Source organism: Neoaquamicrobium sediminum (assembly GCF_013240295.1).
GTDB lineage: Bacteria > Pseudomonadota > Alphaproteobacteria > Rhizobiales > Rhizobiaceae > Aerobium > Aerobium sediminum.
The window spans coordinates 257,106-279,961 of sequence record NZ_JABETK010000002.1 but is presented as its reverse complement, the minus strand read 5'-3'; the positions used below and the strand labels follow the sequence as shown (position 1 = coordinate 279,961).

The 22,856-nt window shown below is 63.2% G+C and carries 22 protein-coding genes and 6 pseudogenes; 14 read left to right on the top strand and 14 right to left on the bottom strand.

Annotated elements, in window-relative coordinates; all coding sequences use genetic code 11:
* The first annotated feature begins 84 nt into the window (after nt 1-84).
* Nucleotides 85-258 carry a transcriptional regulator gene (locus HK436_RS13130; RefSeq protein ID WP_173190424.1) on the top strand — a complete coding sequence of 58 codons (174 nt, stop codon included), beginning with the start codon at nt 85-87 and terminating at the stop codon, nt 256-258.
* On the opposite strand, the gene HK436_RS13125 is transcribed toward HK436_RS13130, so the two are convergent.
* The 3 genes from HK436_RS13125 to HK436_RS13115 all read right to left on the bottom strand — a co-directional run bounded on the left by HK436_RS13125 (nt 244) and on the right by HK436_RS13115 (nt 2,477).
* Nucleotides 244-861 carry a LysE/ArgO family amino acid transporter gene (locus HK436_RS13125; protein ID WP_173190422.1) on the bottom strand — a complete coding sequence of 206 codons (618 nt, stop codon included), beginning with the start codon at nt 859-861 and terminating at the stop codon, nt 244-246. The two genes, HK436_RS13130 and HK436_RS13125, sit on opposite strands and share 15 nt — an antisense overlap.
* Nucleotides 862-1,121: 260 nt before the next feature.
* Nucleotides 1,122-1,877, bottom strand: coding sequence for an SOS response-associated peptidase (locus HK436_RS13120; protein WP_173190420.1), 756 nt, complete (start codon nt 1,875-1,877; stop codon nt 1,122-1,124).
* Nucleotides 1,878-1,934: 57 nt separating this feature from the next.
* A complete protein-coding gene (locus HK436_RS13115; RefSeq protein WP_244648939.1) occupies nt 1,935-2,477 on the bottom strand; it encodes a DUF2799 domain-containing protein in 543 nt (180 codons plus the stop codon).
* 54 nt (nt 2,478-2,531) lie between these two features.
* On the opposite strand from HK436_RS13115, the gene HK436_RS13110 reads away from it, so the two are divergent.
* From HK436_RS13110 to HK436_RS13070, 9 genes and pseudogenes are all read left to right on the top strand, one after another.
* Nucleotides 2,532-3,029: an NUDIX hydrolase gene (locus tag HK436_RS13110; protein WP_173190418.1), complete on the top strand. Its 498-nt coding sequence runs from the start codon at nt 2,532-2,534 to the stop codon at nt 3,027-3,029.
* 23 nt (nt 3,030-3,052) lie between these two features.
* Entirely contained in the window at nt 3,053-3,433 is a 381-nt protein-coding gene (locus HK436_RS13105) for a TIGR02301 family protein (RefSeq protein ID WP_173190416.1), read from the top strand.
* A gap of 141 nt (nt 3,434-3,574) precedes the next feature.
* Nucleotides 3,575-3,832 carry a hypothetical protein gene (locus HK436_RS13100; protein ID WP_173190414.1) on the top strand — a complete coding sequence of 86 codons (258 nt, stop codon included), beginning with the start codon at nt 3,575-3,577 and terminating at the stop codon, nt 3,830-3,832.
* 181 nt (nt 3,833-4,013) lie between these two features.
* A pseudogene (locus HK436_RS33575) lies at nt 4,014-4,755 on the top strand (hypothetical protein).
* 74 nt (nt 4,756-4,829) lie between these two features.
* A complete protein-coding gene (gene ygfZ, locus HK436_RS13090; protein ID WP_173190412.1) occupies nt 4,830-5,711 on the top strand; it encodes a CAF17-like 4Fe-4S cluster assembly/insertion protein YgfZ in 882 nt (293 codons plus the stop codon).
* Nucleotides 5,711-6,321: pseudogene (locus HK436_RS13085) on the top strand (HD domain-containing protein). Before ygfZ ends, HK436_RS13085 begins: the two are co-directional and overlap by 1 nt.
* A 160-nt stretch (nt 6,322-6,481) precedes the next feature.
* Nucleotides 6,482-7,326: pseudogene (locus HK436_RS13080) on the top strand (mechanosensitive ion channel family protein).
* A gap of 67 nt (nt 7,327-7,393) precedes the next feature.
* Nucleotides 7,394-7,828, top strand: coding sequence for a LysM peptidoglycan-binding domain-containing protein (locus HK436_RS13075; RefSeq protein ID WP_173190410.1), 435 nt, complete (start codon nt 7,394-7,396; stop codon nt 7,826-7,828).
* A gap of 118 nt (nt 7,829-7,946) precedes the next feature.
* The gene (locus HK436_RS13070) at nt 7,947-9,185 is read left to right on the top strand and encodes an MFS transporter (RefSeq protein ID WP_173190409.1); all 1,239 of its coding nucleotides are present in this window, start codon (nt 7,947-7,949) and stop codon (nt 9,183-9,185) included.
* 12 nt (nt 9,186-9,197) lie between these two features.
* Here HK436_RS13070 and HK436_RS13065 read toward each other — a convergent pair whose 3' ends face one another.
* Together HK436_RS13065 and recO are read right to left on the bottom strand one after the other, a co-directional pair.
* The gene (locus tag HK436_RS13065) at nt 9,198-9,716 is read right to left on the bottom strand and encodes a PaaI family thioesterase (protein ID WP_173190407.1); all 519 of its coding nucleotides are present in this window, start codon (nt 9,714-9,716) and stop codon (nt 9,198-9,200) included.
* The gene (recO, locus tag HK436_RS13060; RefSeq protein ID WP_173190405.1) at nt 9,713-10,468 is read right to left on the bottom strand and encodes a DNA repair protein RecO; all 756 of its coding nucleotides are present in this window, start codon (nt 10,466-10,468) and stop codon (nt 9,713-9,715) included. The genes HK436_RS13065 and recO overlap by 4 nt, the downstream gene beginning before the upstream one ends.
* A gap of 88 nt (nt 10,469-10,556) precedes the next feature.
* Between recO and HK436_RS13055 the strand changes: the two genes are divergently transcribed.
* The gene (locus HK436_RS13055; RefSeq protein ID WP_173190403.1) at nt 10,557-11,468 is read left to right on the top strand and encodes a bifunctional helix-turn-helix transcriptional regulator/GNAT family N-acetyltransferase; all 912 of its coding nucleotides are present in this window, start codon (nt 10,557-10,559) and stop codon (nt 11,466-11,468) included.
* Here HK436_RS13055 and era read toward each other — a convergent pair whose 3' ends face one another.
* From era to HK436_RS13020, 7 genes and pseudogenes are all read right to left on the bottom strand, one after another.
* On the bottom strand, nt 11,469-12,389 hold the full coding sequence (gene era / locus HK436_RS13050) for a GTPase Era (RefSeq protein ID WP_173190401.1): 921 nt from the start codon (nt 12,387-12,389) through the stop codon (nt 11,469-11,471).
* Nucleotides 12,389-13,117, bottom strand: coding sequence for a ribonuclease III (gene rnc / locus HK436_RS13045; RefSeq protein ID WP_173190399.1), 729 nt, complete (start codon nt 13,115-13,117; stop codon nt 12,389-12,391). The genes era and rnc overlap by 1 nt, the downstream gene beginning before the upstream one ends.
* A 15-nt stretch (nt 13,118-13,132) precedes the next feature.
* Nucleotides 13,133-13,881: pseudogene (lepB, locus tag HK436_RS13040) on the bottom strand (signal peptidase I).
* A gap of 67 nt (nt 13,882-13,948) precedes the next feature.
* Nucleotides 13,949-14,350, bottom strand: coding sequence for a holo-ACP synthase (gene acpS, locus HK436_RS13035; RefSeq protein ID WP_173190397.1), 402 nt, complete (start codon nt 14,348-14,350; stop codon nt 13,949-13,951).
* A gap of 11 nt (nt 14,351-14,361) precedes the next feature.
* Nucleotides 14,362-16,598: pseudogene (locus HK436_RS13030) on the bottom strand (RelA/SpoT family protein).
* Between the two features lie 112 nt (nt 16,599-16,710).
* Nucleotides 16,711-17,109, bottom strand: coding sequence for a DNA-directed RNA polymerase subunit omega (gene rpoZ / locus HK436_RS13025; protein WP_173190395.1), 399 nt, complete (start codon nt 17,107-17,109; stop codon nt 16,711-16,713).
* Nucleotides 17,110-17,234: 125 nt separating this feature from the next.
* A complete protein-coding gene (locus HK436_RS13020) occupies nt 17,235-17,603 on the bottom strand; it encodes a DUF305 domain-containing protein (protein WP_173190393.1) in 369 nt (122 codons plus the stop codon).
* A 263-nt stretch (nt 17,604-17,866) separates the two neighbouring features.
* Between HK436_RS13020 and HK436_RS13015 the strand changes: the two genes are divergently transcribed.
* Nucleotides 17,867-18,451 (top strand): LabA-like NYN domain-containing protein, encoded by a 585-nt coding sequence (locus HK436_RS13015; RefSeq protein ID WP_173190391.1) that lies wholly within the window; start codon nt 17,867-17,869, stop codon nt 18,449-18,451.
* Complete coding sequence (locus HK436_RS13010; protein ID WP_173193427.1) at nt 18,451-19,116, top strand: uracil-DNA glycosylase; 666 nt, start codon at nt 18,451-18,453, stop codon at nt 19,114-19,116. The genes HK436_RS13015 and HK436_RS13010 overlap by 1 nt, the downstream gene beginning before the upstream one ends.
* Nucleotides 19,117-19,131: 15 nt before the next feature.
* Here HK436_RS13010 and smpB read toward each other — a convergent pair whose 3' ends face one another.
* Both smpB and dapA read right to left on the bottom strand, forming a co-directional pair.
* Nucleotides 19,132-19,608, bottom strand: a complete 477-nt coding sequence (gene smpB / locus HK436_RS13005) for an SsrA-binding protein SmpB (protein ID WP_173190389.1) — start codon at nt 19,606-19,608, stop codon at nt 19,132-19,134.
* Between the two features lie 25 nt (nt 19,609-19,633).
* On the bottom strand, nt 19,634-20,515 hold the full coding sequence (dapA, locus tag HK436_RS13000) for a 4-hydroxy-tetrahydrodipicolinate synthase (protein WP_173190387.1): 882 nt from the start codon (nt 20,513-20,515) through the stop codon (nt 19,634-19,636).
* A gap of 239 nt (nt 20,516-20,754) precedes the next feature.
* Here dapA and HK436_RS12995 point away from each other — a divergent pair.
* Nucleotides 20,755-22,846, top strand: a pseudogene (locus tag HK436_RS12995) (lytic transglycosylase domain-containing protein).
* Nucleotides 22,847-22,856 lie beyond the last annotated feature (10 nt).

Here is a 22,856-nt window from a genome sequence, read left to right as displayed (position 1 = left end):
TCACCGGGACACCGTTTCGACCAATTCGGTACCCATCTCAGGGGCATGTCCAACAGCGCCAGCGGGGCGCAAAAGGGGAAGACGATGCAACCGACCGCCACACACCCAGCCCTGGAAGCCGAACAGGACCGCGCACGACGCGCACAATACGCGACGCTGACCGCTCACTATGGCGAGATCGGCTCTGCGGCACTGCTGGCTGCGCTGGTGTGTGCCCAGCAGAAGCGCGATACAGAGCAGGACTCAAAGGCCGCGTAACAGGCTGATGCCGATCGCGGCCATGACGAGCCCGATCAGGATGTCGAGCACGCGCCACGCAGCCGGTTTTGCGAATACTGGCTGCAGCAGCCTGGCCCCGTAGCCCAGGCCGAAGAACCAGACAAACGACGCGATGCATGCGCCAACGCCGTAGGCAAGCCGTGCACGCCCCTCGAACTGGGCCGAAAGCGAGCCCAGAAGCAATACCGTATCCAGATAGACATGCGGGTTGAGGAAGGTGAAGGCGAGGCACGCGGCTATCGCTGCACGCAGACTGCCCTCGCCGCTCCTTGCTGCCTGCATCGCCTGGGGGTTCCACGCTCGCCGGAAGGCGATCGCCGCATAGGCGAAGAGGAACGCCGCGCCGCCGATCGTCACCACCAGTATGAGACGCGGCGATGCCGCAACGAGCGTTCCGAGGCCGGCAACGCCCGCGGCGATGAGCACGGCATCGGAGAGCGCACATATCAGGCACAGCACAAAGACATGCTGGCGCAGCAGGCCCTCGCGCAGGATGAACGCGTTCTGCGCGCCGATCGCGATGATCAGCGACAGACCGAGCAAAAATCCAGAAAAGAACGCGGGAGCAAGCGAAGGCGACATTTCAGTCGTGTGAAACAGTGCGATCGATTTCGCAATGAGCCAGCATTAACGCGCCGGTGCTACAAAGGTGCGTCCTTCGAGGCTCGCTGCGCTCGCACCTCAGGATGAGGAAGGTGGGTTGACCGCGCCCACACTTTTTTGGGCGGAGCCACGACAACCAAGCGCGCTTCGGTGCCATGAAGATGCTGGCGCAATGCACAACGCCCCTCATCCTGAGGTGCGAGCGCAGCGAGCCTCGAAGGACGCACGAACGAGAGCTTTCAGAACAGCTTTAGCTGATCATCGCCGGCGGATTTCGGTTTCGGCTTCTGCGGCGGTTCTTCGGCCACCTCGGCACGCTCCTGAATGTCGGGACCCGTGTTGGCGACCTTGTTGACCTTGTCGGAAACCGGAATGGCGTCGAAGAAGCCGGGCTCGACCGGCTGCGTGATATCAGCGACGTCGCGCGGTTCGTTGTTGATGCAATCGAGCCAGCGCGTGAAATCCTGCGGTTTCACTACGACCGGCATGCGGTCGTGGATGTGCGATATCTGTTCGTTGGCCGCACAAGTGAGGATCGCGACCGTGTCGATTTCCGATCCGCCGGGCTCGGCATAGGTTTCCATCAACCCGCCGAACGCCACGAAACCGCCATTTACCGGTTTCACCCAATAGGGCTGCGGCACCTTACGACCGGCACGCTTCCATTCGTAGAAACCGGATGTCGGGATCAGCACCCGGCGATGCCGCATCGCGGCGCGGAACGCCGGCTTGGTAGCCGCGGTTTCCGAGCGCGCGTTGATGAGCAGCGGGAATTTGCCGACATCCTTGACCCAGCCGGGAATGAACCCCCAGCGTACGAGCATGCTGGTGCGATCCGGCTGGTTAGAGCCGGGCGCGCGCGGCGGGCCGCCCATGACGACGAGGACAGGCTGGGTCGGCGCGATATTGTAGCGCGGCGGAAATGCTTCGACAGGCGCGCCGAGCGCCTCCTCGATCTCCTTGAACTCCTGAACCAGTGCAAAGCGACCGCACATCGGCCGGCCATCCTCATTTGCTATCGACGCGTGAAGCCGCGCGAATTCACGTAGAGATCATAGTCGCCCTCGGCCTCCCACACGCGACGCTCCGCAGCGCAGGGACGAACGCTTGATCTCGATGTCTCCCGAAATCCGCTGGCGATCCTCCGGCTTTTCGGCTTTCTGCCGCGCATCCAGAAGGGAATCGAGCTCGCGCTGGATTCTGTCGCGGGACGCTCTGGCATCGTACAGCGCCTTGGACACGGAATATGCGGCCTCGAAATCGGTCTTCAGTTCCAACGGGCAGGAGTTTGCGTAAGAGCGCCCTTCCCGTCCCATGGTCAGGCCGTTTTCCGGCGTGCAGAACACCCGGATGCCCTGCTCCCAGCCGATGCTCCACTGTTGCTGGTCGACGGGCAGCTTGTGCTCCGCGCAGGCACGCCGATGCTCTTCGATGTAACTGGCGGGATGACCGGCCGCGCCGTTCTCCTGTCCGAGTTGCTGCCAGTTGGCGGTCCGGCACTGGTCCTCGTTCAGCGTCGCGCACGATGCGAGGCCAGCGAATGCAACCGCTACGGTTGAAACGCGCCACGCCAAGGAAAGATGGTTTGACAACATTGAAAGCCCCCTGCTTACCTGCTCGCCGCGCAATCTGAACGCGCGGGAAACCGCGTGCAACCCGAACCGGAAGCGGTTCTGGAAATGGATGCGGTTTTCCCCGACCAAGAGACGGAGACCGGACCGGACATGAAACATAGACCGCTGAGCGCCGTTTCAGCCGCAATCTTTCATGACGGCCGGTTTTTGCTGGTGCGGCGCGGCAGAGCACCGGCCAAGGGGCTCTACGCCTTTCCCGGAGGCAGGGTCGAACAAGGCGAGAGCCTTGCGGATGCGGTTCGACGCGAGGTGATGGAAGAAACCGGCGCGACGCTTACTGGCGTCGACCATCTGGTCGACCTCGACATTGTCGCCGAAGACGACACCGATCGTGTCGAGTTCGTGCTCAGCGTCCATATCGCGGGCTTTGCCGGCGGCGACATCGCGCCCGGAGACGACGCCGATGCGGTTGCCTGGCTCACTATCGACGAGATGGCGCGTCTGCCGCTCGCCGGCTCCGTGCTGGAGATCGCGCGGCAGATCGCGGAAGAACAAGCGTCTTGCGGCAGCTAGCATATTCAGCGAGACATTCAGCCATGAACGTACTCGCCACACGCCTGATACCGCTGTTTCTCGGCGCGCTGCTTTTCACCGGCGTGCCCGCTGCGCGCGCGGCCGAATCGCCGTTCGAGGGTCAGTTGATCCGCCTCGCCGAGATTCTGGGCTCGCTGCACTACCTGCGCAACCTGTGTGGGGAGAGCGGCTATGAGTGGCGCGACCGGATGCAGGCGCTGCTCGAAGCTGAAGACCCGGACGACACCCGCCGGGCGCGCTTCGTCGCCAGCTTCAACCACGGCTATCGCACTTTCGAAGGCACCTACGCGACCTGCACGGACTCTGCGATCGAGGCAATCGACCGCTACATGAAAGAGGGCGAGGCGCTGACGCGCGATACTGCAACACGGTTCGGAAATTAACCGTATCTGGACGGGATTTAGGAATAAGTTAACTTTTAAGTAATTGGGGCGGCGCGCGCCGCATTTCCTGTGCTAGAAGCCTTAATGGGACATTAAAGGGACTGCGCCGGTCAGATTCGGCGACAGCTACGGGTGGATTGAATGGATCGAGGGCTCAGCGACATCGACGTGCTGATTCGCGAGGAAAAGCGCCTCACTGCGGTCGAGAGCTACGAAGACGCATGGGCGGAAGGCCGTGCAGCCGGGATCGAGCCGGAAATCATGGCCGATGCCGCAATTGCCACGGCACTGGGCGAACTGATGCGCACGGCCGGAGAAACGGGCGCGCTCGCGTTGCTGGAGCGGATGCGCGAACGCCTCGTAGCAGGCGAGTTCGAGCCCGAACTGCGTATCCACTGACACCCGCATTCATCTGAAGTGTTGCAGCGCCGCATCCCGCGGTGCGGTGATTTGCACTATAGTCGGGTCAAGTAGGCACTCTTGCAGGGAGCGACCGCGACCCATGGCGATCAGCCGTGACCCACTTTTTGGCTATCAGGCAGCGCGTTTCGGCGCAGCGGCCAGTTTTATTGTGCTGGCGATGGCCCTTGCCACGCCTCCAGCGCTCGCGCTGAGCGAGATTCAACGTGAGGACGTGCCGCTTTCGGAGGAAGAGGAAAACGGTTCCGGCGAAATCCAGCGCGAGGAGCTTCCGCCGCCCGCTCCCGTAGAGGAGAGCGAACCGGTGCCGAGCGAGGAAAGCCAGCCTCCCCCGCCGCCGGCCGATATGTCGGTGCCCCTGCCCGACCCAATCGTCATTCCCCGCGACCCGCAGCCCACCGACGTCGAAAGCGGAGCCGGGCAGGACGAACCGGTTCCTGAAATTCTCTACGATGTGGAACTGCTGCCCGAACCGGTGCAGCGCATGCGTGCGCTGATCATGGAGGCGTGCGCTTCCGGCGACATCGAACGGCTGCGCCCACTGCTGAGCGGTGGCGAGAACGGAACGCAGCTCTCTTTCGGGCAGGTTTCCGGCGATCCCATCGAGCACCTGCGTGGGGCTTTCCGGCGACGACAAGGGGCACGAAATCCTTGCCATCCTCTATGAGGTGCTGGCGGCGGGCTACGTGCGGCTGGACGAAGGAGAGCCGGGCGAGATGTATGTCTGGCCGTATTTCTTCGCGGTGCCGCTGGAAAACCTCACCGACCCGCAGCGGGTGGAGCTCTTCAAGCTGGTGACGGCGGGCGACTACGAGGACATGAAGAATTTCGGGGCCTATATATTCTACCGTATCGGCATCTCGCCGGAAGGCCGCTGGATCTTCTTCGTGGCAGGAGACTGACCCGCAGCACACTTGCCCGAGCCTCCCGAGGCGCTTAGGTAAGACGGCGTCATCACCGCAAATCAGGCCGTCTTATGCCGACAGCACTCCTCTCCAGCCGTTCCGTGATTCTCGTCGACGGACCGGACGCGGAACATTTCCTCCAGAACATCCTGACGACCGATCTCGTCCGGCTCGGTCAGGGCGAGGTGAAACCCGGCGCGCTTCTGTCGCCGCAGGGCAAGATTATGTTCGACTTCCTGATCTCGCGCGACGGCGAAACCGGTTTTCGCCTGGATTGTCGCTCCGACCTTGCCGACGACTTCGTGAAACGACTGACGCTCTACAAGCTGCGTGCAAAGGCCGAAATCAGCAAACAGGATCAAGCGGATATCGCAGTTTACTGGGGCGATGAATCGGGCGGCTCACAAACCGATTCAACGGCAGCCGGCGCCGACTGGCTGGTCGACCGACGTTTCCCCACATCCGCAAAGGTGCTGCGGCGCTACGGGACTCCGGCCAGCGCCGATGCGAGCGAGCGGGAATGGACGGGCATGCGCATCGCCAACGGCGTTGCCGAAAGCGGAGAGGATTTTGCCGCCGGTGACGCTTTTCCGCACGACGTGCTGCTGGACCTTGCCGGCGGCGTCGGTTTCGGCAAGGGATGCTATATCGGCCAGGAAGTGGTCTCGCGCATGCAGCATCGCGGCACCGCGCGACGCCGGGTGATGCTGGTCGAGGCGGCGGACGAGCTTCCCGACAGTGGAACGGAGCTTCGCGTCAACGATCGTGCGATCGGCACACTTGGCAGCTCAAAGGGAACCGCTGGTCTCGCCATCGTGCGCATCGACCGGGTGAAGGATGCGCTCGACGCCGGCCAACCAATCATGGCCGGCGACGTCGCCGTAACACTCTCGATTCCGGCATGGGCAAGCTACACGCTGCCACAGGACAAGACAGACGCGGAGCAGTCGTAATGGCCGACAAGCCGTCGGCCCCGCCGCGCGCCTGGCAGCGCATGCTTTCGGGACGCAGGCTCGACCTGCTCGACCCCTCGCCGCTGGACGTGGAAATCGCTGACATTGCGCATGGGCTGGCGCGCGTGGCGCGGTGGAACGGCCAGACCCGCGGCGACCACGCTTTCTCGGTGGCTCAGCATTCGCTGCTGGTAGAAGAGATCTTCGCCCGCGCCGCGCCTACCTGCTCTGCCGAAGAAAGGCTTGCCGCGCTGCTGCATGACGCCCCGAATACGTGATCGGCGACATGATCTCGCCCTTCAAGTCGGTCGTTGGCGGCGGCTACAAGGAGGTCGAAGCCCGGCTGCAGCGCGCGATCCATTTGCGCTTTTCGCTGCCGCCGCTGCTGAGCGAACGACTGAAGAAGTCGATCAAGCGTGCAGACCACGTGGCGGCATGGTTCGAAGCAACGCAGCTCGCGGGTTTCTCGGAGCAGGAAGCTGCAAAGTTTTTCGGGCGGCCGCGCGGACTCAGCAGCGACGGACTGGCGCTCGAGCCGGTGCCGGCGAAGGTCGCGCAGAAAGCATTCGTCAGGCGCTTCAGCGAGATCGAGAAGCTGCGCGGTCGATAAGGCAGCCTCCCCGTCTGGGTCGATCAACCCGGCGTTTCGCTGAAATTTTCTGGGCTTCGGGCGCAACTGCACCAAGTCTGTGCTAATTAGCCCAAGCGAAACCAGATGAAAGGACGAGGCCGAACACATGGAAGAACTTCAGACCAGAACCGCGGATATGATGGATGCCGGCCAGGTTGCACTGCTCCGGCTCAGCGAGCTGGGAGTGACCTATTCCTTCTCGATCCTCGGTGCGATCCTCCTCATCATCGGCGGCTATATCGTTGCCAATGTCGCGCAGCGGTCGGTCTATGGGGCTCTGGGCCGCTTCCGTGGGTTCGACGAGACACTGAGGAAGTTCTTCTCGCAGATCGTACGCTACGCGATCCTTATCCTGGTCGGCATCACCGTGCTGGCCCAGTTCGGCGTTCAGACGGCCAGCATCATCGCAGCCCTTGGCGCAATCGGCCTGGCCATCGGCCTGGCGCTGCAGGAACGCTCCAGAACATCGCCGCGGGCATCATGCTGCTCGCGCTGCGCCCGTTCCGCGTGGGCGAGTACATCGATGCAGGCAGTGTTTCCGGTACGATCCAGGAAATCGGGCTTTTCGCCACGGAGTTGAAAACGCTCGACGGGCTCTTCGTCCTGTCTCCCAACAGCGAACTCTGGAACACGCCCGTCACCAACTACTCCCGCAACCCGCTGCGCAGGAACGACCTGACCATCGGCATCGGCTATGACGACGACATCGACCTGGCATTTGACATCATGACCGGGGTGATCGGTGGCGACGAGCGCGTGCTTTCCGATCCAGAACCGGCTGTCTTCGTTTCGCAGCTCGGCGACAGCGCCGTCGACGTAACGATCCGCTACTGGACCAGCACCCCTAACTGGTGGCCGGCCAAGCTCGAATTCACCAAGCGGATCAAGCACCTCTTCGACGAGAAGGGCATCTCGATCCCGTTCCCGCAGCGCAGTGTCCATTACGTCGGGCAGCCGCAAGGCGATGCGCTGCCGGCCGACTGAGCCGGCGCAATCAAAGGGCGGCACCTGCGCCATATTTCCGTTGCCGAAATTCCGCTATGATCGCGAGATGAAGGTGCAGATACATATGGCGATGATCGCCGCCCTGCTGCTTGGCGGTGCACCCGCTGGCGCGGCCACCCTTTGCCCCGGGCGGGTGCTCATATCCTATGGCGACACGCTGAGCTCCATCGCCAATGCCTGCGGCATCAGCGTCGCTGCGCTGCGAAGCGCCAACCCCGGCCTGAGCGCGGCGAACCTGCGCGCGGGAATGTCGATCACCGTTCCACGGCCGGCGCTCCCTTCCCCTATGGCCGAAACGAACCGGCCGCTGGTGCGTATCGCCCCGCCGCTGGTTCCGCCGGCCATCGGCGGCGGTGGCTCGTCAACGGTGATCCTTCCACCGGAGCCGCTGCCCGTGCCGCAGCAGCATATCCTGCGCGGTTTCGGCGACAAACCGGGCCAGCTTCCGCTGCCGCCCGGCCATTCCAGCCCGTTCAACTGAGCACCGACGCGCGAACTGTTCAAGCTTCAACAGAATTGAAGTGTTCATCGCTTCTATTCATTTCCACAAAAGCCGGTTGTGGCCTAGCTTGCGTTCTCTTTCGTTCGGGAATCCCAGCATGTCCAAGACCGCTTCCGCTCAATCCGGTGCGCCGAGCCTGCCCTGGCTTATCATCATATGCGGGTGCCTGATCGCCGCGATAACCTTCGGGCCGCGTTCGGCCATGGGCTTCTTCCAGTTGCCGATGCTGGCGGAAAAGGGCTGGGACCGCACAACATTCGGGCTGGCGATGGCGATCCAGAACCTTGCATGGGGGCTTGGAACGCCGATCTTCGGCGCGCTGGCCGACAAGTTCGGCACCTGGCGCGTGCTGGCGCTTTCGGGCGTGATGTACGCTGCCGGGCTGGTGATGATGGCCAATTCGGATTCGGTTGCGATGCTGCATCTGGGCGGCGGCGTACTTGTGGGCCTGGGCGTTGCCTCCGGCTCGTTCGGGATCGTGCTTGCCGCCTTCGCCCGCAATGTCGCGCCGGAGCAGCGCAGTTTCGCCTTCGGGCTCGGAACGGCCGCCGGGTCCGCCGGCATGTTCCTGTTCGCACCGCTCAGCCAGGGGCTGATCTCCGCCTATGGATGGTACGATACGCTGGTCGTCATGAGCGTAATGATGCTCATCATCCCGGTGCTTGCAATTCCCCTGCGCGGCAACTCGTCAAGCGGCTCAGCACAACAGGCGGTCTACCGTCAGACGGCGGGCGAGGCGCTGCGGGAGGCGCTCGGCCATCGCAGCTATCTGCTTCTGGTCTCAGGGTTCTTCGTCTGCGGCTTCCAGGTCGCGTTCATTACAGCGCACTTTCCCGCCTATATCTCCGATATCGGCATCGACGCGCGCTATGCTGTGATCGCGTTAGCGCTGATCGGCTTTTTCAACATCATCGGCTCACTATCGGCCGGCTATATCGGCCAGCGCTATTCCAAGCCGATGTTTCTCGTCTGGATCTATCTCGGCCGCTCGGTGCTCGTGACAGCATTCCTGCTGCTGCCGCAGACGCCGGCGACCGTGGTGACGTTCTCGATCCTGATGGGCCTGCTGTGGCTTTCGACCGTGCCACCGACCAACTCGCTCGTGGCGATCATGTTCGGCACCGCGCATCTGGGCATGCTGGGCGGCGTGGTCTTCTTCTCACACCAGATCGGCTCTTTCCTGGGTGTGTGGCTGGGCGGCTATCTCTACGACGCCTTCGGCACTTACGATCCGGTGTGGTGGCTGGGCGTGCTGCTCGGTCTGTTTGCTGCGGTCGTCCATTGGCCGATCAAGGAACGTCCGGTCGACCGTCCCACCCTTCAGCCGGCCGAGTAGGCGCGGCCGAGCCTAGCGCGGAGCCAGGTTCGCAAGCGGGAAGATCGAGCAGGTCTCGGTACCAAAAGCGAGTAGCCGGCCGTTGGCGTCGGTCAACCGCGCTTCGGAAACGGCCAGCGTGCGGCCCTTATGCACGACCTTGCCCTCGCAGGTGACTTCGCCGGTGTCGGGCGTGATCGGCCTTGTGTAGTTGATCTTCATTTCCGCCGTCGAATAGGCCTCGCCGGCCTTGAGCAGGGTGTGGATGCAGCACCCGAGCGCGGAATCCATCACCGTCGCTGCCCAGCCGCCATGAACGCCGCCAAGCGGATTGAGGTGCTGCATACCGGGCACGCCCTTGAACACCGCCCTACCCTCGCCAACTTCGATCAGCGCGAAGTTCATGCGCTCGGCGATGGGCGGCGCCGGATATTCACCGGCAACCACGCGGCTCAACGCTTCGATACCGCTGAGCGTGGCCATGTCGGCGTGCGGGATCGTGCCGAGGCCGAGGCGAGCCACGTGACCGGGGAACAGTTCGATTGCGTTCATGCAGCGTTTTCTCCATTGCCGGGCGACGATAGTTGCTTGCGAAGTGCGGCCAGAAAGCCAAGGCGCGCCTCCGGCTCTTCCAGCCCGCGCGGCTCATAGACATTGCGGGCAAAGAAGAAGCCGGTCAGCCGAAACGCATCCTCCATCGCTGCCAGATCGGCCCGCAGGCCCGATCCACGGCGCAGGAAGGCAGGCAGTGCCAAGAGGCGGTCGGCCCACGGCGCGCCGGCGGTGCGGCTGACCGCCCGGCCCGTCTTGGGCGAAACATAGACCAGGTCGTCGCTGCCGCCGGTAGCGGCGCAGCGGGCAAGGTCGAGGCCGAAGCCCAGTTCGTCGAGGATGAGGAGTTCGAAGCGCACCACCAGTTCGGCGGCGGATGCCGGATCCTCGAGATGCTCAATCAGCAGGTTCAGCGTCTCGTATAGATTGGCATGAGGATCGCGCTCCGGCAGAAGCCGCAGATGGCCGGCAATCGTCTGGAGGCCATAAACCGCACAGGCGCTGTCGAACAGGCGTGCGGCATGCAGCTCCAGCGGCTCCACCTGGTAAAGGCCAAGGTGCTCGTCCAGCCGGGCGCGCCAGATGACGTCGATGCGGTTTCCAGGCTGAAGCAGCGGTTGCATTCGCCGCGACCGGCCGCCGCGCACCATGCCGAGATGCCGGCCGTGGGCGCGGGTCATCACTTCCAGGATGACACTCGTTTCGCCGTGCCGCCTGGTTCCCAGAACGATTCCTTCGTCGCGCCATTCCATCGGAGGAGCCTTCCACCAACACGGTGCGAAATTCAAGGCGGACGCGCCAGCCTCTTGCCATTGCCATATATCTGACTAAAGTCAAATAATGGATCGTTCAGCTATCTCCCGCGTTCGGAGTTTCAACCGGCACGTCACGCTGCGTGTCGGCGCTCTCAACGACAGCTATCTCGGGCTTGGGCGGCCGCTCGGGCTTGCCCGACTGCTGTTCGAGGTCGGGCCGGACGGTTCAGACCTGCAGAACTTGCGCGAAAGGCTGGGCCTGGATTCGGGCTATATCAGCCGGCTGCTGAAGACGCTGACCGACGACAGGCTCCTCGTCGTCGAAACCGACCCTGCCGACCGGCGGCGCAGGCGCGTGAAACTTACCAAGCTCGGCAGGGCCGAATGGGATGCCTATGACGCGCTTTCCGACGACTTCGCCCGGTCGATGCTGCAACCGCTCGGCGAAAGGCAGCGTGAACGGCTGACCGCAGCCATGGCGGAGATCGAGCTGCTGCTGAACGCGGCATCGATCACCATGGCGCTGGAGCCAGAAGACAGCGAGGATGCGAAGCGATGCGTCGACGCCTACTTCCAGGAACTCGACCAGCGGTTCAAAAACGGGTTCGATCCGGGAAACGGCGGCTATGCGGGTGCCACAAAGGATCGGGAAAGCCGAAGCTGGTTTCTCATCGCGCGCCGCGACGGGCAGCCTGTGGGTTGCGGCGCGCTGAAGGGGCTGGATGCCACGACGGGCGAGATCAAGCGCATGTGGATCGCGCCAGATGCGCGCGGACTCGGCCTGTCCCGGCGGCTACTGAACGAATTGGAGGCGCTGGCGCGCAAGGCCGGGATGACGCGCGTGCGGCTCGACACCAACGGGACGCTGAAGGAAGCGCAGGCGCTCTACCGCAAGGCCGGCTACCGCGAAATCGGCCGCTACAACGACAATCCCTATGCCGAACTGTGGTTTGAGAAGGACCTCGTCACCGAAGGACGGGAGACGTCCGCTGCCTGATCAGTGCGGGAACTCCAGCCCCATTTCACGATAGCGCTCCGGGTCATTACCCCAGTTTTCGCGAACCTTCACGAACAGGAACAGGTGCACGGGCTGCTCGAGGATTTCGCCGATCTCCTTGCGGGAGGCCTGGCCGATGGCGCGGATCGTCTCGCCCTTATGGCCGAGCACGATCTTCTTCTGGCTGTCGCGCTCGACGTAGATGACCTGCTCGATGCGCACCGAGCCGTCCTTCTTCTCCTCCCACTTTTCCGTCTCGACGTGGGAGGAATATGGCAGCTCCTGATGCAGCCGCAGGTACAGTTTCTCGCGGGTGATCTCGGCCGCAAGCTGGCGCATCGGCAGGTCCGAAATCTGGTCTTCTGGGTAATACCAGGGCCCCTCGGGCAGGCGCTTGGCGAGATAATCGAGAAGGTCGCGGCAACCCGAACCCGTCAGCGCCGAAATCATGAAGGTCCGCTCGAACTCGGCGCGTTCATTTGCCTCTGCGGTGAGTTTGAGCAACTTCTCGGGCTTGACCCGGTCGACCTTGTTGAGGATGAGGATTTTCGGCTGGCGCACATTGGCGAGGTTTTCAAGCATCGCCTCGGCGTCACCCCTGATGCCGCGCTCCGCATCGATCAGCACCACCACGACGTCGGCATCCTTGGCGCCGCCCCAGGCGGTGGTGACCATGGCCTGATCGAGCCGGCGGCGGGGCTTGAAGATGCCCGGCGTATCGACGAACACGATCTGCGCGTTGTCGTGTGTCGCGATGCCTCGCACGACGGCGCGCGTGGTCTGCACTTTGTGCGTGACGATCGACACCTTGGCGCCGACGAGCTGGTTGACGAGCGTCGACTTGCCTGCGTTCGGCGCGCCGATCAACGCAACGAAGCCGGAGCGGGTCTCCGCCGGTGCTGCCAGATTTTCGTCGCTCATCAATCCGTCTCCTGGGCCCACACGCCCTCGCGCAGCAGCATCGCGGCAGCCGCCGCCTGCTCGGCTTCGCGCTTCGACCTGCCCGAACCCGTGGCCGGCGCAACGCCGGCTATCTTTACCGACACGTCGAAGACCGGATCATGATCCGGTCCATCGCGCCTGTCGATCACATAAAGCGGCGACGCCTTGGCCACCTGATGCGCCCATTCCTGCAACTCGGTCTTGGCATCGCGCCGCGCCGCCGTCGGCGCTTTCGAACGCTTCTCCCAATGCCGACGAATGAAGGCACGCGCTGCCTCCAACCCGCCATCGAGATAGATTGCCGCGATCAGCGCCTCCATGACGTCGGCGCGCAGGTTGACCTGCTTTCGGCCAGCCAGGCCGCGGAGTTCGCTGCCGATCTGTATAAGCCCCGAAAGGCCTACCTCGTCAGCGATCTCCGCAAGCGTTTCCGCGTTGACCAGCGCGTTGAGACGCAGCGAGAGTTCGCCTTCCGGCGCACCCGGATTTGCCTCGAAAACCATCTGTGCGACCACAAGGCCAAGCACCCGGTCGCCGAGGAATTCGAGCCGCTGGTAATCGCTGCCCTCGGTACCCTTCGCGCTGGCGTGGGTCAGTGCGCGACGCAGAAGCGCGACATCGGCGAAGGAAAAGCCGCTGACAGCCTCGATCGCGCTTACCAGTTCGGCGTCGTTGGCCTCAATACGCTTCTGGTTTCTTGCGGCCATCAAACCATGACCGCTTTACCGGACCATCGAGAAGAAGCGCGACGGTCTCAGATCGGTCGGCCACTTCCACAGTTCCAGCGGGCTAGAGCCGCCGGCGATGGAGAAGAAGATGATGTTGGCACGGCCGACGAGATGATCTTCCGGAACGAAGCCGACGTTGAAGCGGCTGTCGGTGGAGTTGTCGCGGTTGTCGCCCATCATGAAATAGTGGCCGGCAGGAACGACGAATTCGCGGGTATTGTCGCCGATGCCCTCTGGCGTCAGATCGAGGGTGTCGTAGGAGACGCCATTCGGCAGCGTCTCGCGCCATACTTCGACCGGGCGATTAACCTCGGTGATGTCCGGGTTGTTGATTCGCCGACCTTCTCGCGCGGAACAGCGTCGCCATTGATGAAGAGCTGGCCGTCACGCATCTGCACGGTATCGCCGGGCAGGCCGATCACCCGCTTGATGTAGTCCAGCGACGGGTTGGGCGGGAACTTGAAGACAACCACGTCGCCGCGCTCCGGGTCCGAGCCGAAGATCCGGCCGGAGAACAGGTCGGGCGAAAACGGAAGCGAATGCTTGGAATAGCCGTAGGCCCACTTGGTCACGAACAGGTAGTCGCCTTCCAGCAGCGTGGGGCGCATCGAGCCGGACGGGATCGAGAAAGGCTGGAACAGGAATGTGCGGATGACGAGCGCAAGCAGCAGCGCCTGCACGATGACGCTGACGGTCTCGCCAAACCCGCCCGATTTCTTCTGCGATTTATCGGCCACGCTCATTTTGTCCTCTGTTCGGTCGCGCCCCTCTTAGCCGCTCGCGCGGCGGCGGGCAACGCATAGCTGGCGCTCAGCCCAACGGCCGCGCCTCGATGATGACGAAGGCCTGAGCCAGGGGGAAATCGTCGGTGATGGTGACGTGCACGAACGCCTCATGGCCGGCCGGGAGCATTTCTGCCAGCCGTCGCGCAGCACCGCCGGTCAGCGCCATGGTCGGCTTGCCGCCGGGCAGGTTGACGACACCCATGTCGCGCCAGAAGACGCCGCGCGCAAAGCCGGTGCCCAGCGCCTTGGAGCAGGCTTCCTTGGCGGCGAACCGCTTGGCATAGGATGCAGCACGCTCCTTGCGGCGCTCCGACTTCTCGCGCTCGACGTCGGTAAAGACGCGGGCGATGAAGCGCTCAGGATGACGCTCCAGCGTCTTTTCGATCCGCCTTATGTCGATCAGGTCGCTGCCGATGCCGATGATCATGAGAGGTCCTGTCAGCCGTTGACGCGACGTGCTTCGCTGACGCTCGAATTGTCCTTGAGCTGGGAGAGCAGCCGGTTGAGGTGCTTGAGGTCCCAAACTTCCAGGTCGAAGACCATTTCGGTGAAGTCGGGCGCCGTCTGCACCATCGAGAGCGTATGAATGTTGGCGTCGTTGTTTGCGATCGTCTGGGCAATCGAAGCAAGCGATCCGGGCTCGTTTATGGCGGTGACCGAAACACGCGCCGGGAAACGCTCCTTCATGTCCTCGTCGATGTCCCAGCGCACGTCGATCCAGCGTTCCGGCTGGTCGTCAAACGCGGTCAGCGATGGCGACTGGATCGGGTAGATGGTGATACCCGATCCCGGCTGCATGATGCCGACGATTCGATCCCCGGGCACGGCTCCTTCCGGCGCGAATGAAACCGGCAGGTCGCCGCGTACGCCGCGGATCGGCACGGCCCCGCCGGCACCGGACACTTCCGCCTTGCGGCTCTTGCGCGCAGATGCGCGACCCGGGATCTGGAACAGCATGCCGGCTGCGTTGCGCAGGTTGAACCAGCCCTCCTCGCGCTCCTTCGCCGATTGGGTGACGCGCTCTTCCTTGTGCTCGGGGAACACCGCCTTCATGACGTCCGGCGAAGAGAGTTCGCCGCGCCCGACGGCCGCCAGCACGTCCTCGACTTCCTTGCGGGCAAGCCTGTGCAGCACCGGCTTGAGCTGGTCCTTGGAGAAGGTCTTGCCGGCACGCTCGAAGGCGCGCTCGAGAATACGCGCGCCGAGGCCCGAATACTGCTTGCGGATGGCGTTCTTGGTCGCACGGCGGATGGCCGAGCGCGCCTTTCCGGTGACGACGATCGATTCCCATGCGGCCGGCGGCACCTGCGCCTTGGAACGGATGATCTCGACCTCGTCGCCGTTTTTCAGCTCGGTCATCAGCGGCATGATGCGACCGTTGACCTTGGCGCCGACGCAGGTGTCACCGACATCGGTGTGGACTGCATAGGCGAAGTCGATTGGCGTCGCCCCCGCGGCAGGGCGATCAACCTGCCCTTAGGCGTGAACGCGAAGACCTGATCCTGGAAAAGCTCCAGCTTGGTGTTTTCGAGGAACTCCTCGGGATTGTCGCCCTCAGACAGAGCCTCGATGGTCTGGCGTAGCCAGGCGTAGGCGTTGGTATCCTTCGAGATGGTGTGGCCTGCAGCTTCGGTCTTGCTGCCATGGTCCTTGTAGATCGAATGCGCGGCGACGCCGTATTCAGCCACGGCATCCATGGCCTGGGTCCTGATCTGCAGCTCGACACGCTGGCGCGACGGGCCGACGATGGTGGTGTGGATCGACCGGTAATCGTTCTGCTTCGGCGTCGAAATGTAGTCCTTGAAACGGCCCGGAACCATCGACCACCGTGTGTGGATGGCGCCCAGCGCCCGATAACAATCCTCGATATTGGCGAGGATGACGCGGAAGCCGATCAGGTCGGAGAGCTGCTCGAAGGAAATCGCCTTGGTTTCCATCTTGCGGAACACCGACCACGGCTTCTTGCGGCGGCTCTTCACCTCGGCGTAGAGCGCGTGCTCAACAAACAGTTCTGACAGCGCGTGCTCGATCTCGCCAACGACGCCCTTGTTGCGGTCGAAGAACTCGGCAAGACGCTCGGTCACGGCCTTATGCGCTTCCGGATTGATGTAGCGGAAGGCCAGTTCCTCCAGCTCTTCGCGCATGTCCTGCATGCCCATGCGACCGGCGAGCGGCGCATAGATTTCCATCGTCTCCTCGGCAATGCGGAGCCGCTTTTCGGGCCGCATATGGTCGAGCGTCCGCATATTGTGAAGGCGGTCGGCCAGCTTGACGAGCAGAACGCGGACGTCATCGGAAATCGCCAGAAGCAGCTTGCGGAGGTTTTCGGCCTGCTCGGCCTTCTTGGAGACGAGGTCAAGCTTCTTGAGCTTGGTCAGGCCTTCGACAAGCTTGCCCATGTCCGGCCCGAACAGGGTGTCGATCTCGGCGCGGGTGGCTGAGGTATCCTCGATCGTGTCGTGGAGCAGCGCGACGGCTATCGTGGCCTCGTCCATGCGCATGTCGGTGAGAATCGCAGCGACTTCAAGCGGATGCGAGAAATAGGGGTCGCCCGAAGCCCGCCGCTGATGCCCATGCTTCTGCATGGCATAGACATAGGCCTTGTTGAGCAGCGCCTCGTTGACGTCGGGCTTGTAGCGCTGAACGCGCTCGACAAGCTCGTACTGTCGCATCATGGGCGGAAATCCTGTCGCTCAAACGAAGACATGCGCCGCGCAGGCCTGCGGGCGCATGTTCTAGATAGACACGATTGCGCCGCCGATAAAGTGGCGGCTGCTGTGCCAGCTATCAGAAATCGTCGCTCTTCTCCGGCGCAACGAGCCCCTCGATGCCTGCCAGCAGGTCTTCTTCCGACATGCGGTCGAAGGTGACGGCGTCGTCTTCGGACTCCGTCTCGACGGAAGCGACGGCAGTCGCATCCGCAAGCTCCGGCGCGTCGACGGCTTCGGGCTCGTCAACCTCGACGTGCTTCTGCAGCGAATGGATCAGGTCTTCCTTGAGATCGCCCGGGGAGAGCGTCTCGTCGGCGATCTCGCGAAGCGCGACCACGGGGTTCTTGTCGTTGTCGCGATCGATCGTGATCGCCGCGCCCTGGGAGATCTGGCGCGCACGATGTCCGGCCAGAAGAACCAGCTCGAAGCGGTTCTCGACCTTGTCGATGCAATCCTCAACGGTAACGCGGGCCATGTATCGCCCCTTTCATTGGTGGAATTGTCGGAGAGTTTGCCGGTCCATATCGCGAACGGCGCCGAAAAACAAGCTTCATGCACCGAACCGGCAAACCTTCCGAGCACGGCCGCTCAGACCGGCTGCTATTGGCCGTTCTTTTCCAACCAGGATTTCAGAAACGCGATCTCGCCCTCCTGCGCGGAGATGATCTCCTCGCTGAGCTTGACGAGTTCGGCATCGCCCTCGCCGCTTTCCAGATATGCCTTTGCCATGCCGATGGCGCTCTGGTGATGCGGAATCATCATCAGAGCGAAGTCGACGCCTGGCTTGCCGGTCATCTGCATGGCCATCATGTCGTCGTTCATCCTGGCCATTGCGTCCATATAGGCCCCTGAGGCGCCTTCCATGGGAGCAGAGCCGTGACTGCCATGTACAGTCTGCGCCTGAGCGCCGAAAACAGCCAGACCGCAGGCAAAGACGATCGCGCCGAGCGAGGTGAGGATGCGGGACATCGAAAACTCCATTTTTTCTAGGGACGATCGACGGCATGCGGCTTCCACCTGCTGGAAGGTCAAGCCGAAAGTCCCCCAGCCTCGCCACTTCGCGTAATCGTGATGCAAATCGCCTCGGGGCGCGGTTGATCCCCTTGGAATGAACAGATTGCGGCGTTATCTCATTTGGTAGCGGGTCTCAAACAACGTTCAGATTACCAAACGACGTTGCCACAGGCTCGACGTTTCAGACGGCTTGTATTGATGACCAAGGATATTTCAGCATGTTCGACCCCCGCGAGAAGATCGCACTCTTCATAGACGGCGCCAATCTCTACGCAACTTCCAGGTCGCTGGGCTTCGACATCGACTACCGCAAGTTGCTCGCAAACTTCCAGAAACGCGGTTACCTGCTGCGCGCCTACTATTACACCGCGCTGGTGGAGGATCAGGAATATTCATCGATCCGACCGCTGATCGACTGGCTCGACTACAATGGCTACATGGTGGTGACGAAGCCGGCCAAGGAGTTCACTGACGCCACGGGCCGCCGGAAGATCAAAGGCAACATGGACATCGAACTGACCGTCGAAGCGCTGGAGCTTGCGGACGTCGTCGACCATTACGTCATCTTTTCCGGCGACGGCGATTTCCGCACGCTCGTCGAGGCATTGCAGCGCAAGGGTCGCAAGGTCTCCATCGTGTCCACCATGGCATCGCAGCCGCCGATGATCTCGGATGACCTTCGGCGCCAGGCGGATCACTTCATCGACCTTGCATCGCTGAAGAACGAGATCGGACGTGAACCTGGCGAACGCCCCGCGCGCCGGCCCGATCCCGAGCAGGACGACGGCGAAGACGATCTATGATGGCGCCGACATCTGCCGCGTGCGCGGAACCGGGCCGCGATTGTCCGCTCTGCCCACGCCTTCATTCCTTCATCGCGCTGTGGCGCGCCCGCGAGCCGGACTGGTTCAACGCACCGGTGCCCACTTTCGAGGCGGCCGGCGGCGACGAGACTGTGCGGTTTCTTATTGTCGGGCTGGCCCCGGGTTTGCGGGGCGCCAACCGGACCGGGCGTCCCTTTACGGGGGACTATGCCGGCGACCTGCTCTATTCGACGCTTTCGCGCTTTGGCTTCTCGCGCGGCGAGTTCAAGGCCCGACCGGATGACGGGGTGCAACTCATCGAGACCGCGCTGACCAATGCGGTGCGCTGCGTGCCGCCGGAAAACAAGCCGGTCGGCGTTGAGATCAACACCTGCCGGAATTTCCTGACGCCGACGATCCAACGCTTTCCCAATCTTCGCGCCATTCTCACTCTCGGCACGATCGCTCACCAGTCGACCGTGCGCGCGCTGGGCCAGCGCGTTGCAGCCTACCCGTTCGCCCACGGCGCGGCGCAGGATGTCGGCACGATCCGGTTGTTCTCGAGCTATCACTGCTCGCGGTACAACACCAATACCGGCCGGCTGACCGAAGAGATGTTCGTCAGCGTCTTCAAGGATGTAAGGGATTTTCTTGATAGCGACTAGGCTGGCTCACATGGGCTAGCCGTGCTGCTTGAGAAGGCGCCCCTTTTCGCGCGCCCAGTCCCGCTTCTTCTCGGTTTCGCGTTTGTCGTGAAGCTTCTTGCCGCGTGCGACGGCAAGCAACATCTTCGCGCGGCCGCGATCGTTGAAGTAAATCTTCAACGGCACCATGGTCATACCTTCGCGATCAACCGCCTGGGACAGCCGCGCCATTTCCTTCTTGTTGAGCAGGAGTTTGCGCCTTCGCCGGGGCTCGTGATTGAAGCGATTGCCCTGGAGATATTCAGGCAGATAGGAATTGATCAGCCAGATCTCACCTCCCTCGACCGAGGCGTATGACTCCTGGATGTTGGCCTGCCCCTCGCGCAGCGACTTCACCTCGGTTCCGGTCAGCACGAGGCCGGCCTCATAGGTGTCGACCACCTCATAGGCGAAGCGGGCCTTGCGGTTTTCGGCGACGGTCTTGCCGTTTATGGTCTTGCTGTTCTTGGCCATGATCAGTGAACGCGCGCGAGGCGCGTCAGTTCAGAAGCCCCGCATGGATAAGCGCGGCGTCGATTCGTTCCGCGGTGCCGGCCTCGACCGTCATCAACGGCGAACGCACGCTGTTTTCGACTTTCCCAAGACGCGAAAGCGCATACTTCGCGCCGGAGACGCCCGGCTCGATGAAGATCGCCTTGTGAAGCGGCATCAAGCGATCCTGAAGTTCGATTGCGCGGTCGCGCTCGCCAGCAAGCGACGCTTCCTGAAATTCGGCGCAGAGCCGTGGGGCAACGTTGGCAGTGACCGAAATCGCCCCTACCCCGCCATGCGCGTTGAATCCCAGAGCGGAGGCGTCTTCGCCCGAAAGCTGGATGAAGTCGTTGCCGCAGGTGATGCGCTGCTCGGAGACGCGCTCGACCTTGCCGGTGGCATCCTTGACGCCGGCGATATTGGCGAACTCGCCAGCGAGGCGGCCCATCGTTTCCGGCGTCATGTCGATTACCGAGCGCGGCGGGATATTGTAGATGATGATCGGCAGCTTGGTCGCCCGCGCGACCGCCGAGAAGTGCGCGTAGAGCCCGCGCTGCGTCGGCTTGTTGTAATAGGGTGTGACGACGAGCACGCCATCGGCGCCGACCTTCTCGGCATGGCGAACGAGTTCCACCGCCTCGGCTGTGTTGTTCGAGCCGGCGCCGGCTATGACCGGAACGCGGCCAGCCGCAACCTCGACGCACAGTTCGACCACACCGCGATGCTCGGCATGCGACAGCGTGGGCGACTCGCCCGTGGTTCCCACCGGGACGAGCCCGTTCGTCCCCTCCGCGATCTGCCACTCGACAAGGCTGCGGAAGGCATCTTTGTCCAGCGCGCCATCCCGCGTGAACGGCGTGACAAGCGCGGTCAGTGACCCTCTGAACATGATGCGGACTCCTGGGATGCCCCGTCGGGCGGCTTTGGGTGAAGGTTTTGCGCCGGCTTCTAGCCGAAAGCGCGGCTGCGCACCATAGTCTTGACACTTGCGGCCGGCAAGATGCCGGCGAATGTGGCTCGTTGAATGGCCAGCCCTGCGCTAACCTTTCGTTAACGCCATTTTCAGCGATTGGCGACAGAATGCGTTTTATCCGGTCCTGTCGTCGTCTGAAACAGAGGTTATCATCGATGAAGTGCAGCTTACTCGCTGCATCCGCCAGCCTCCTGATTTTCCTGAGCAGCTCTGCCTTGGCGCAGAGCGCGCTGCCAGAACTTGCGCCGCTCCCGTTCAGCCGGCCGCAAGCGAGTTCGGGGCTTTCGGCCATTGACGGTGCGATGGCCACCGGCTCGGTCGCGGCGTTCTCGGCGGCCGGTATGGCTGCCGACCTGCTTGCAGCAGACCCGTCAACGCTGCTGCGGAGCGGGCTCGACGCCATCGCTTCCGGAGAGATCGGCACGGCTCGCGGCATTCGTGATGCCATCAAGAAAGATACATTAGAGCATCGGCTGCTGACATGGGCCATCGCCTCATCCGGCGGAGCCAATCTATCGAGTGCCGAGATCGAAGCCGCCATCCAGGAACTTGCCAGCTGGCCCGGCCTCGACGCGCTGCGCGCCAACATGGAACGCGCGCTCAACAGGAAGATGCCGGACCGCGTGCGGTTCTGGCCGCGATGGCCGATCGGCCACCGCAAACGGCCGAGGGAGTGATGATCCTTGCCCGGGCCCGGCTCGCGATGGGGCAGGTCGATGCAGCACGCATGGTCCTGTCACCCTTCTGGCGGACACAAAAGCTGAGTGCCCAGGACGAGCAGGCGATCCTTCGCGAGTTCGGCGGCCTGATTCCCGTTTTCGACCATCGCTTCCGCATGGAGCGCATGCTTTATGACGAGCGGATCGCCTCGGCGGAACGCGTCGCAGTTCTTGCCGACGGTCGAGAGCTGGCACGCGCCTTCACCGCAGTCGCACGCAACGAGCGCAATGCCGGCGAACTGCTCGATCTGGTGCCGGAAGACCAGCGATCCGCAGCATATATCTTCGCGCGTGCGCGGCACCTGAGAAGGACCGGAAAGTATAACGAGGCAGCTACGGTGATGCTTTCGGCGCCCACCGACGCATCCTTGCTGGTGGACCCGGATGCCTGGTGGATCGAAAGACGCGTTCTTTCGCGCGAGATGCTGGACCTGGGAGATCCAAAGACGGCCTACAAGCTCGCTGCAGCCCATGCCGCCGAGAGCCCCGCACAGGCAGCGGACGCCGAATTTCATGCAGGCTGGTATGCCCTTCGGGGCCTGAAAGACGCTGAGGCCGGCGCCAGGCATTTCGCCCGCATTGCCGAGATTGCGGAAGGCCCGATCTCGCTATCGCGCGCGTATTATTGGCTTGGCCGGACCGCCGAAGCGGGCGGACCCGGCGATGCGGGCGCACATTACGAACGTGCGGCAGCCTACGGCACCGCATTCTACGGCCAGCTCGCAGCCGCCAAACTCGGCCGCGAAACGGTGCTGGCCGAGCCGCCCTCCCCGACCGAGGCCGACCGCAGCACCTTCGAGGCACGCGACGCCGTCAAAGCCATCCGCCGGCTCGACGCCGCCGGTCATGGCTACCGCAGCACCGACCTTTACCGGGCGCTGTCGCAGGAACTGACGAGCGTCGGCGAGCTCGCGCTGCTGGCTGGCATGGCCGAGAGCCAGGGCAACTACTTCCTCGCCCTGAGGATAGGCAAATGGGCGGCAGCCCGCGGGCTCGATGTCGGCGGGCTCACCCATCCAGTCGGCGCCATTCCCGCCAGTGCCGACATCGCCAGCCCCGGCAAGGCGCTGGCCTATGCCATTGCGCGGCAGGAAAGCGAGTTCAACGCCGGCGCTCGCTCCGGTGCGGGCGCTCTCGGGCTCCTGCAACTGCTGCCGGGTACCGCACGGGATATGGCCCGCAAGGCGGGGTTGAGCTACGCGCCGGCGCGGCTGACGAGTGACGCCGGTTACAATGCCACGTTGGGCGCACGCTACCTGGACGAACAGCTCGGGCGCTTCGCGGGCTCCTATGTGCTGACCTTCGCCGGGTACAATGCGGGCCGCGGCGCGCGCAGGAATGGGTGGAGCGCTATGGCGACCCGCGTGGCAAGGACATCGATACGGTCGTCGACTGGATCGAGCGCATTCCATTCCATGAAACGCGCAGCTATGTTCAGCGCGTGATGGAAAACTATCAGGTCTACAAGATGCGGCTTTCGGGGCAGATGGAAATCGCCACCGATCTGGTGAGCGGGCGCGCGCCCTGAACGCGCCGGA

Bases quoted from the DNA above. Each gene is read 5' to 3' on its own strand.
- HK436_RS13130 (WP_173190424.1), top strand. From the start codon at position 85: ATGCAACCGACCGCCACACACCCAGCCCTGGAAGCCGAACAGGACCGC.
- HK436_RS13125 (WP_173190422.1), bottom strand. From the start codon at position 861: ATGTCGCCTTCGCTTGCTCCCGCGTTCTTTTCTGGATTTTTGCTCGGT.
- HK436_RS13120 (WP_173190420.1), bottom strand. From the start codon at position 1,877: ATGTGCGGTCGCTTTGCACTGGTTCAGGAGTTCAAGGAGATCGAGGAG.
- HK436_RS13115 (WP_244648939.1), bottom strand. From the start codon at position 2,477: ATGTTGTCAAACCATCTTTCCTTGGCGTGGCGCGTTTCAACCGTAGCG.
- HK436_RS13105 (WP_173190416.1), top strand. From the start codon at position 3,053: ATGAACGTACTCGCCACACGCCTGATACCGCTGTTTCTCGGCGCGCTG.
- HK436_RS13100 (WP_173190414.1), top strand. From the start codon at position 3,575: ATGGATCGAGGGCTCAGCGACATCGACGTGCTGATTCGCGAGGAAAAG.
- ygfZ (WP_173190412.1), top strand. From the start codon at position 4,830: ATGCCGACAGCACTCCTCTCCAGCCGTTCCGTGATTCTCGTCGACGGA.
- HK436_RS13075 (WP_173190410.1), top strand. From the start codon at position 7,394: ATGAAGGTGCAGATACATATGGCGATGATCGCCGCCCTGCTGCTTGGC.
- HK436_RS13070 (WP_173190409.1), top strand. From the start codon at position 7,947: ATGTCCAAGACCGCTTCCGCTCAATCCGGTGCGCCGAGCCTGCCCTGG.
- HK436_RS13065 (WP_173190407.1), bottom strand. From the start codon at position 9,716: ATGAACGCAATCGAACTGTTCCCCGGTCACGTGGCTCGCCTCGGCCTC.
- recO (WP_173190405.1), bottom strand. From the start codon at position 10,468: ATGGAATGGCGCGACGAAGGAATCGTTCTGGGAACCAGGCGGCACGGC.
- HK436_RS13055 (WP_173190403.1), top strand. From the start codon at position 10,557: ATGGATCGTTCAGCTATCTCCCGCGTTCGGAGTTTCAACCGGCACGTC.
- era (WP_173190401.1), bottom strand. From the start codon at position 12,389: ATGAGCGACGAAAATCTGGCAGCACCGGCGGAGACCCGCTCCGGCTTC.
- rnc (WP_173190399.1), bottom strand. From the start codon at position 13,117: ATGGCCGCAAGAAACCAGAAGCGTATTGAGGCCAACGACGCCGAACTG.
- acpS (WP_173190397.1), bottom strand. From the start codon at position 14,350: ATGATCATCGGCATCGGCAGCGACCTGATCGACATAAGGCGGATCGAA.
- rpoZ (WP_173190395.1), bottom strand. From the start codon at position 17,109: ATGGCCCGCGTTACCGTTGAGGATTGCATCGACAAGGTCGAGAACCGC.
- HK436_RS13020 (WP_173190393.1), bottom strand. From the start codon at position 17,603: ATGTCCCGCATCCTCACCTCGCTCGGCGCGATCGTCTTTGCCTGCGGT.
- HK436_RS13015 (WP_173190391.1), top strand. From the start codon at position 17,867: ATGTTCGACCCCCGCGAGAAGATCGCACTCTTCATAGACGGCGCCAAT.
- HK436_RS13010 (WP_173193427.1), top strand. From the start codon at position 18,451: ATGGCGCCGACATCTGCCGCGTGCGCGGAACCGGGCCGCGATTGTCCG.
- smpB (WP_173190389.1), bottom strand. From the start codon at position 19,608: ATGGCCAAGAACAGCAAGACCATAAACGGCAAGACCGTCGCCGAAAAC.
- dapA (WP_173190387.1), bottom strand. From the start codon at position 20,515: ATGTTCAGAGGGTCACTGACCGCGCTTGTCACGCCGTTCACGCGGGAT.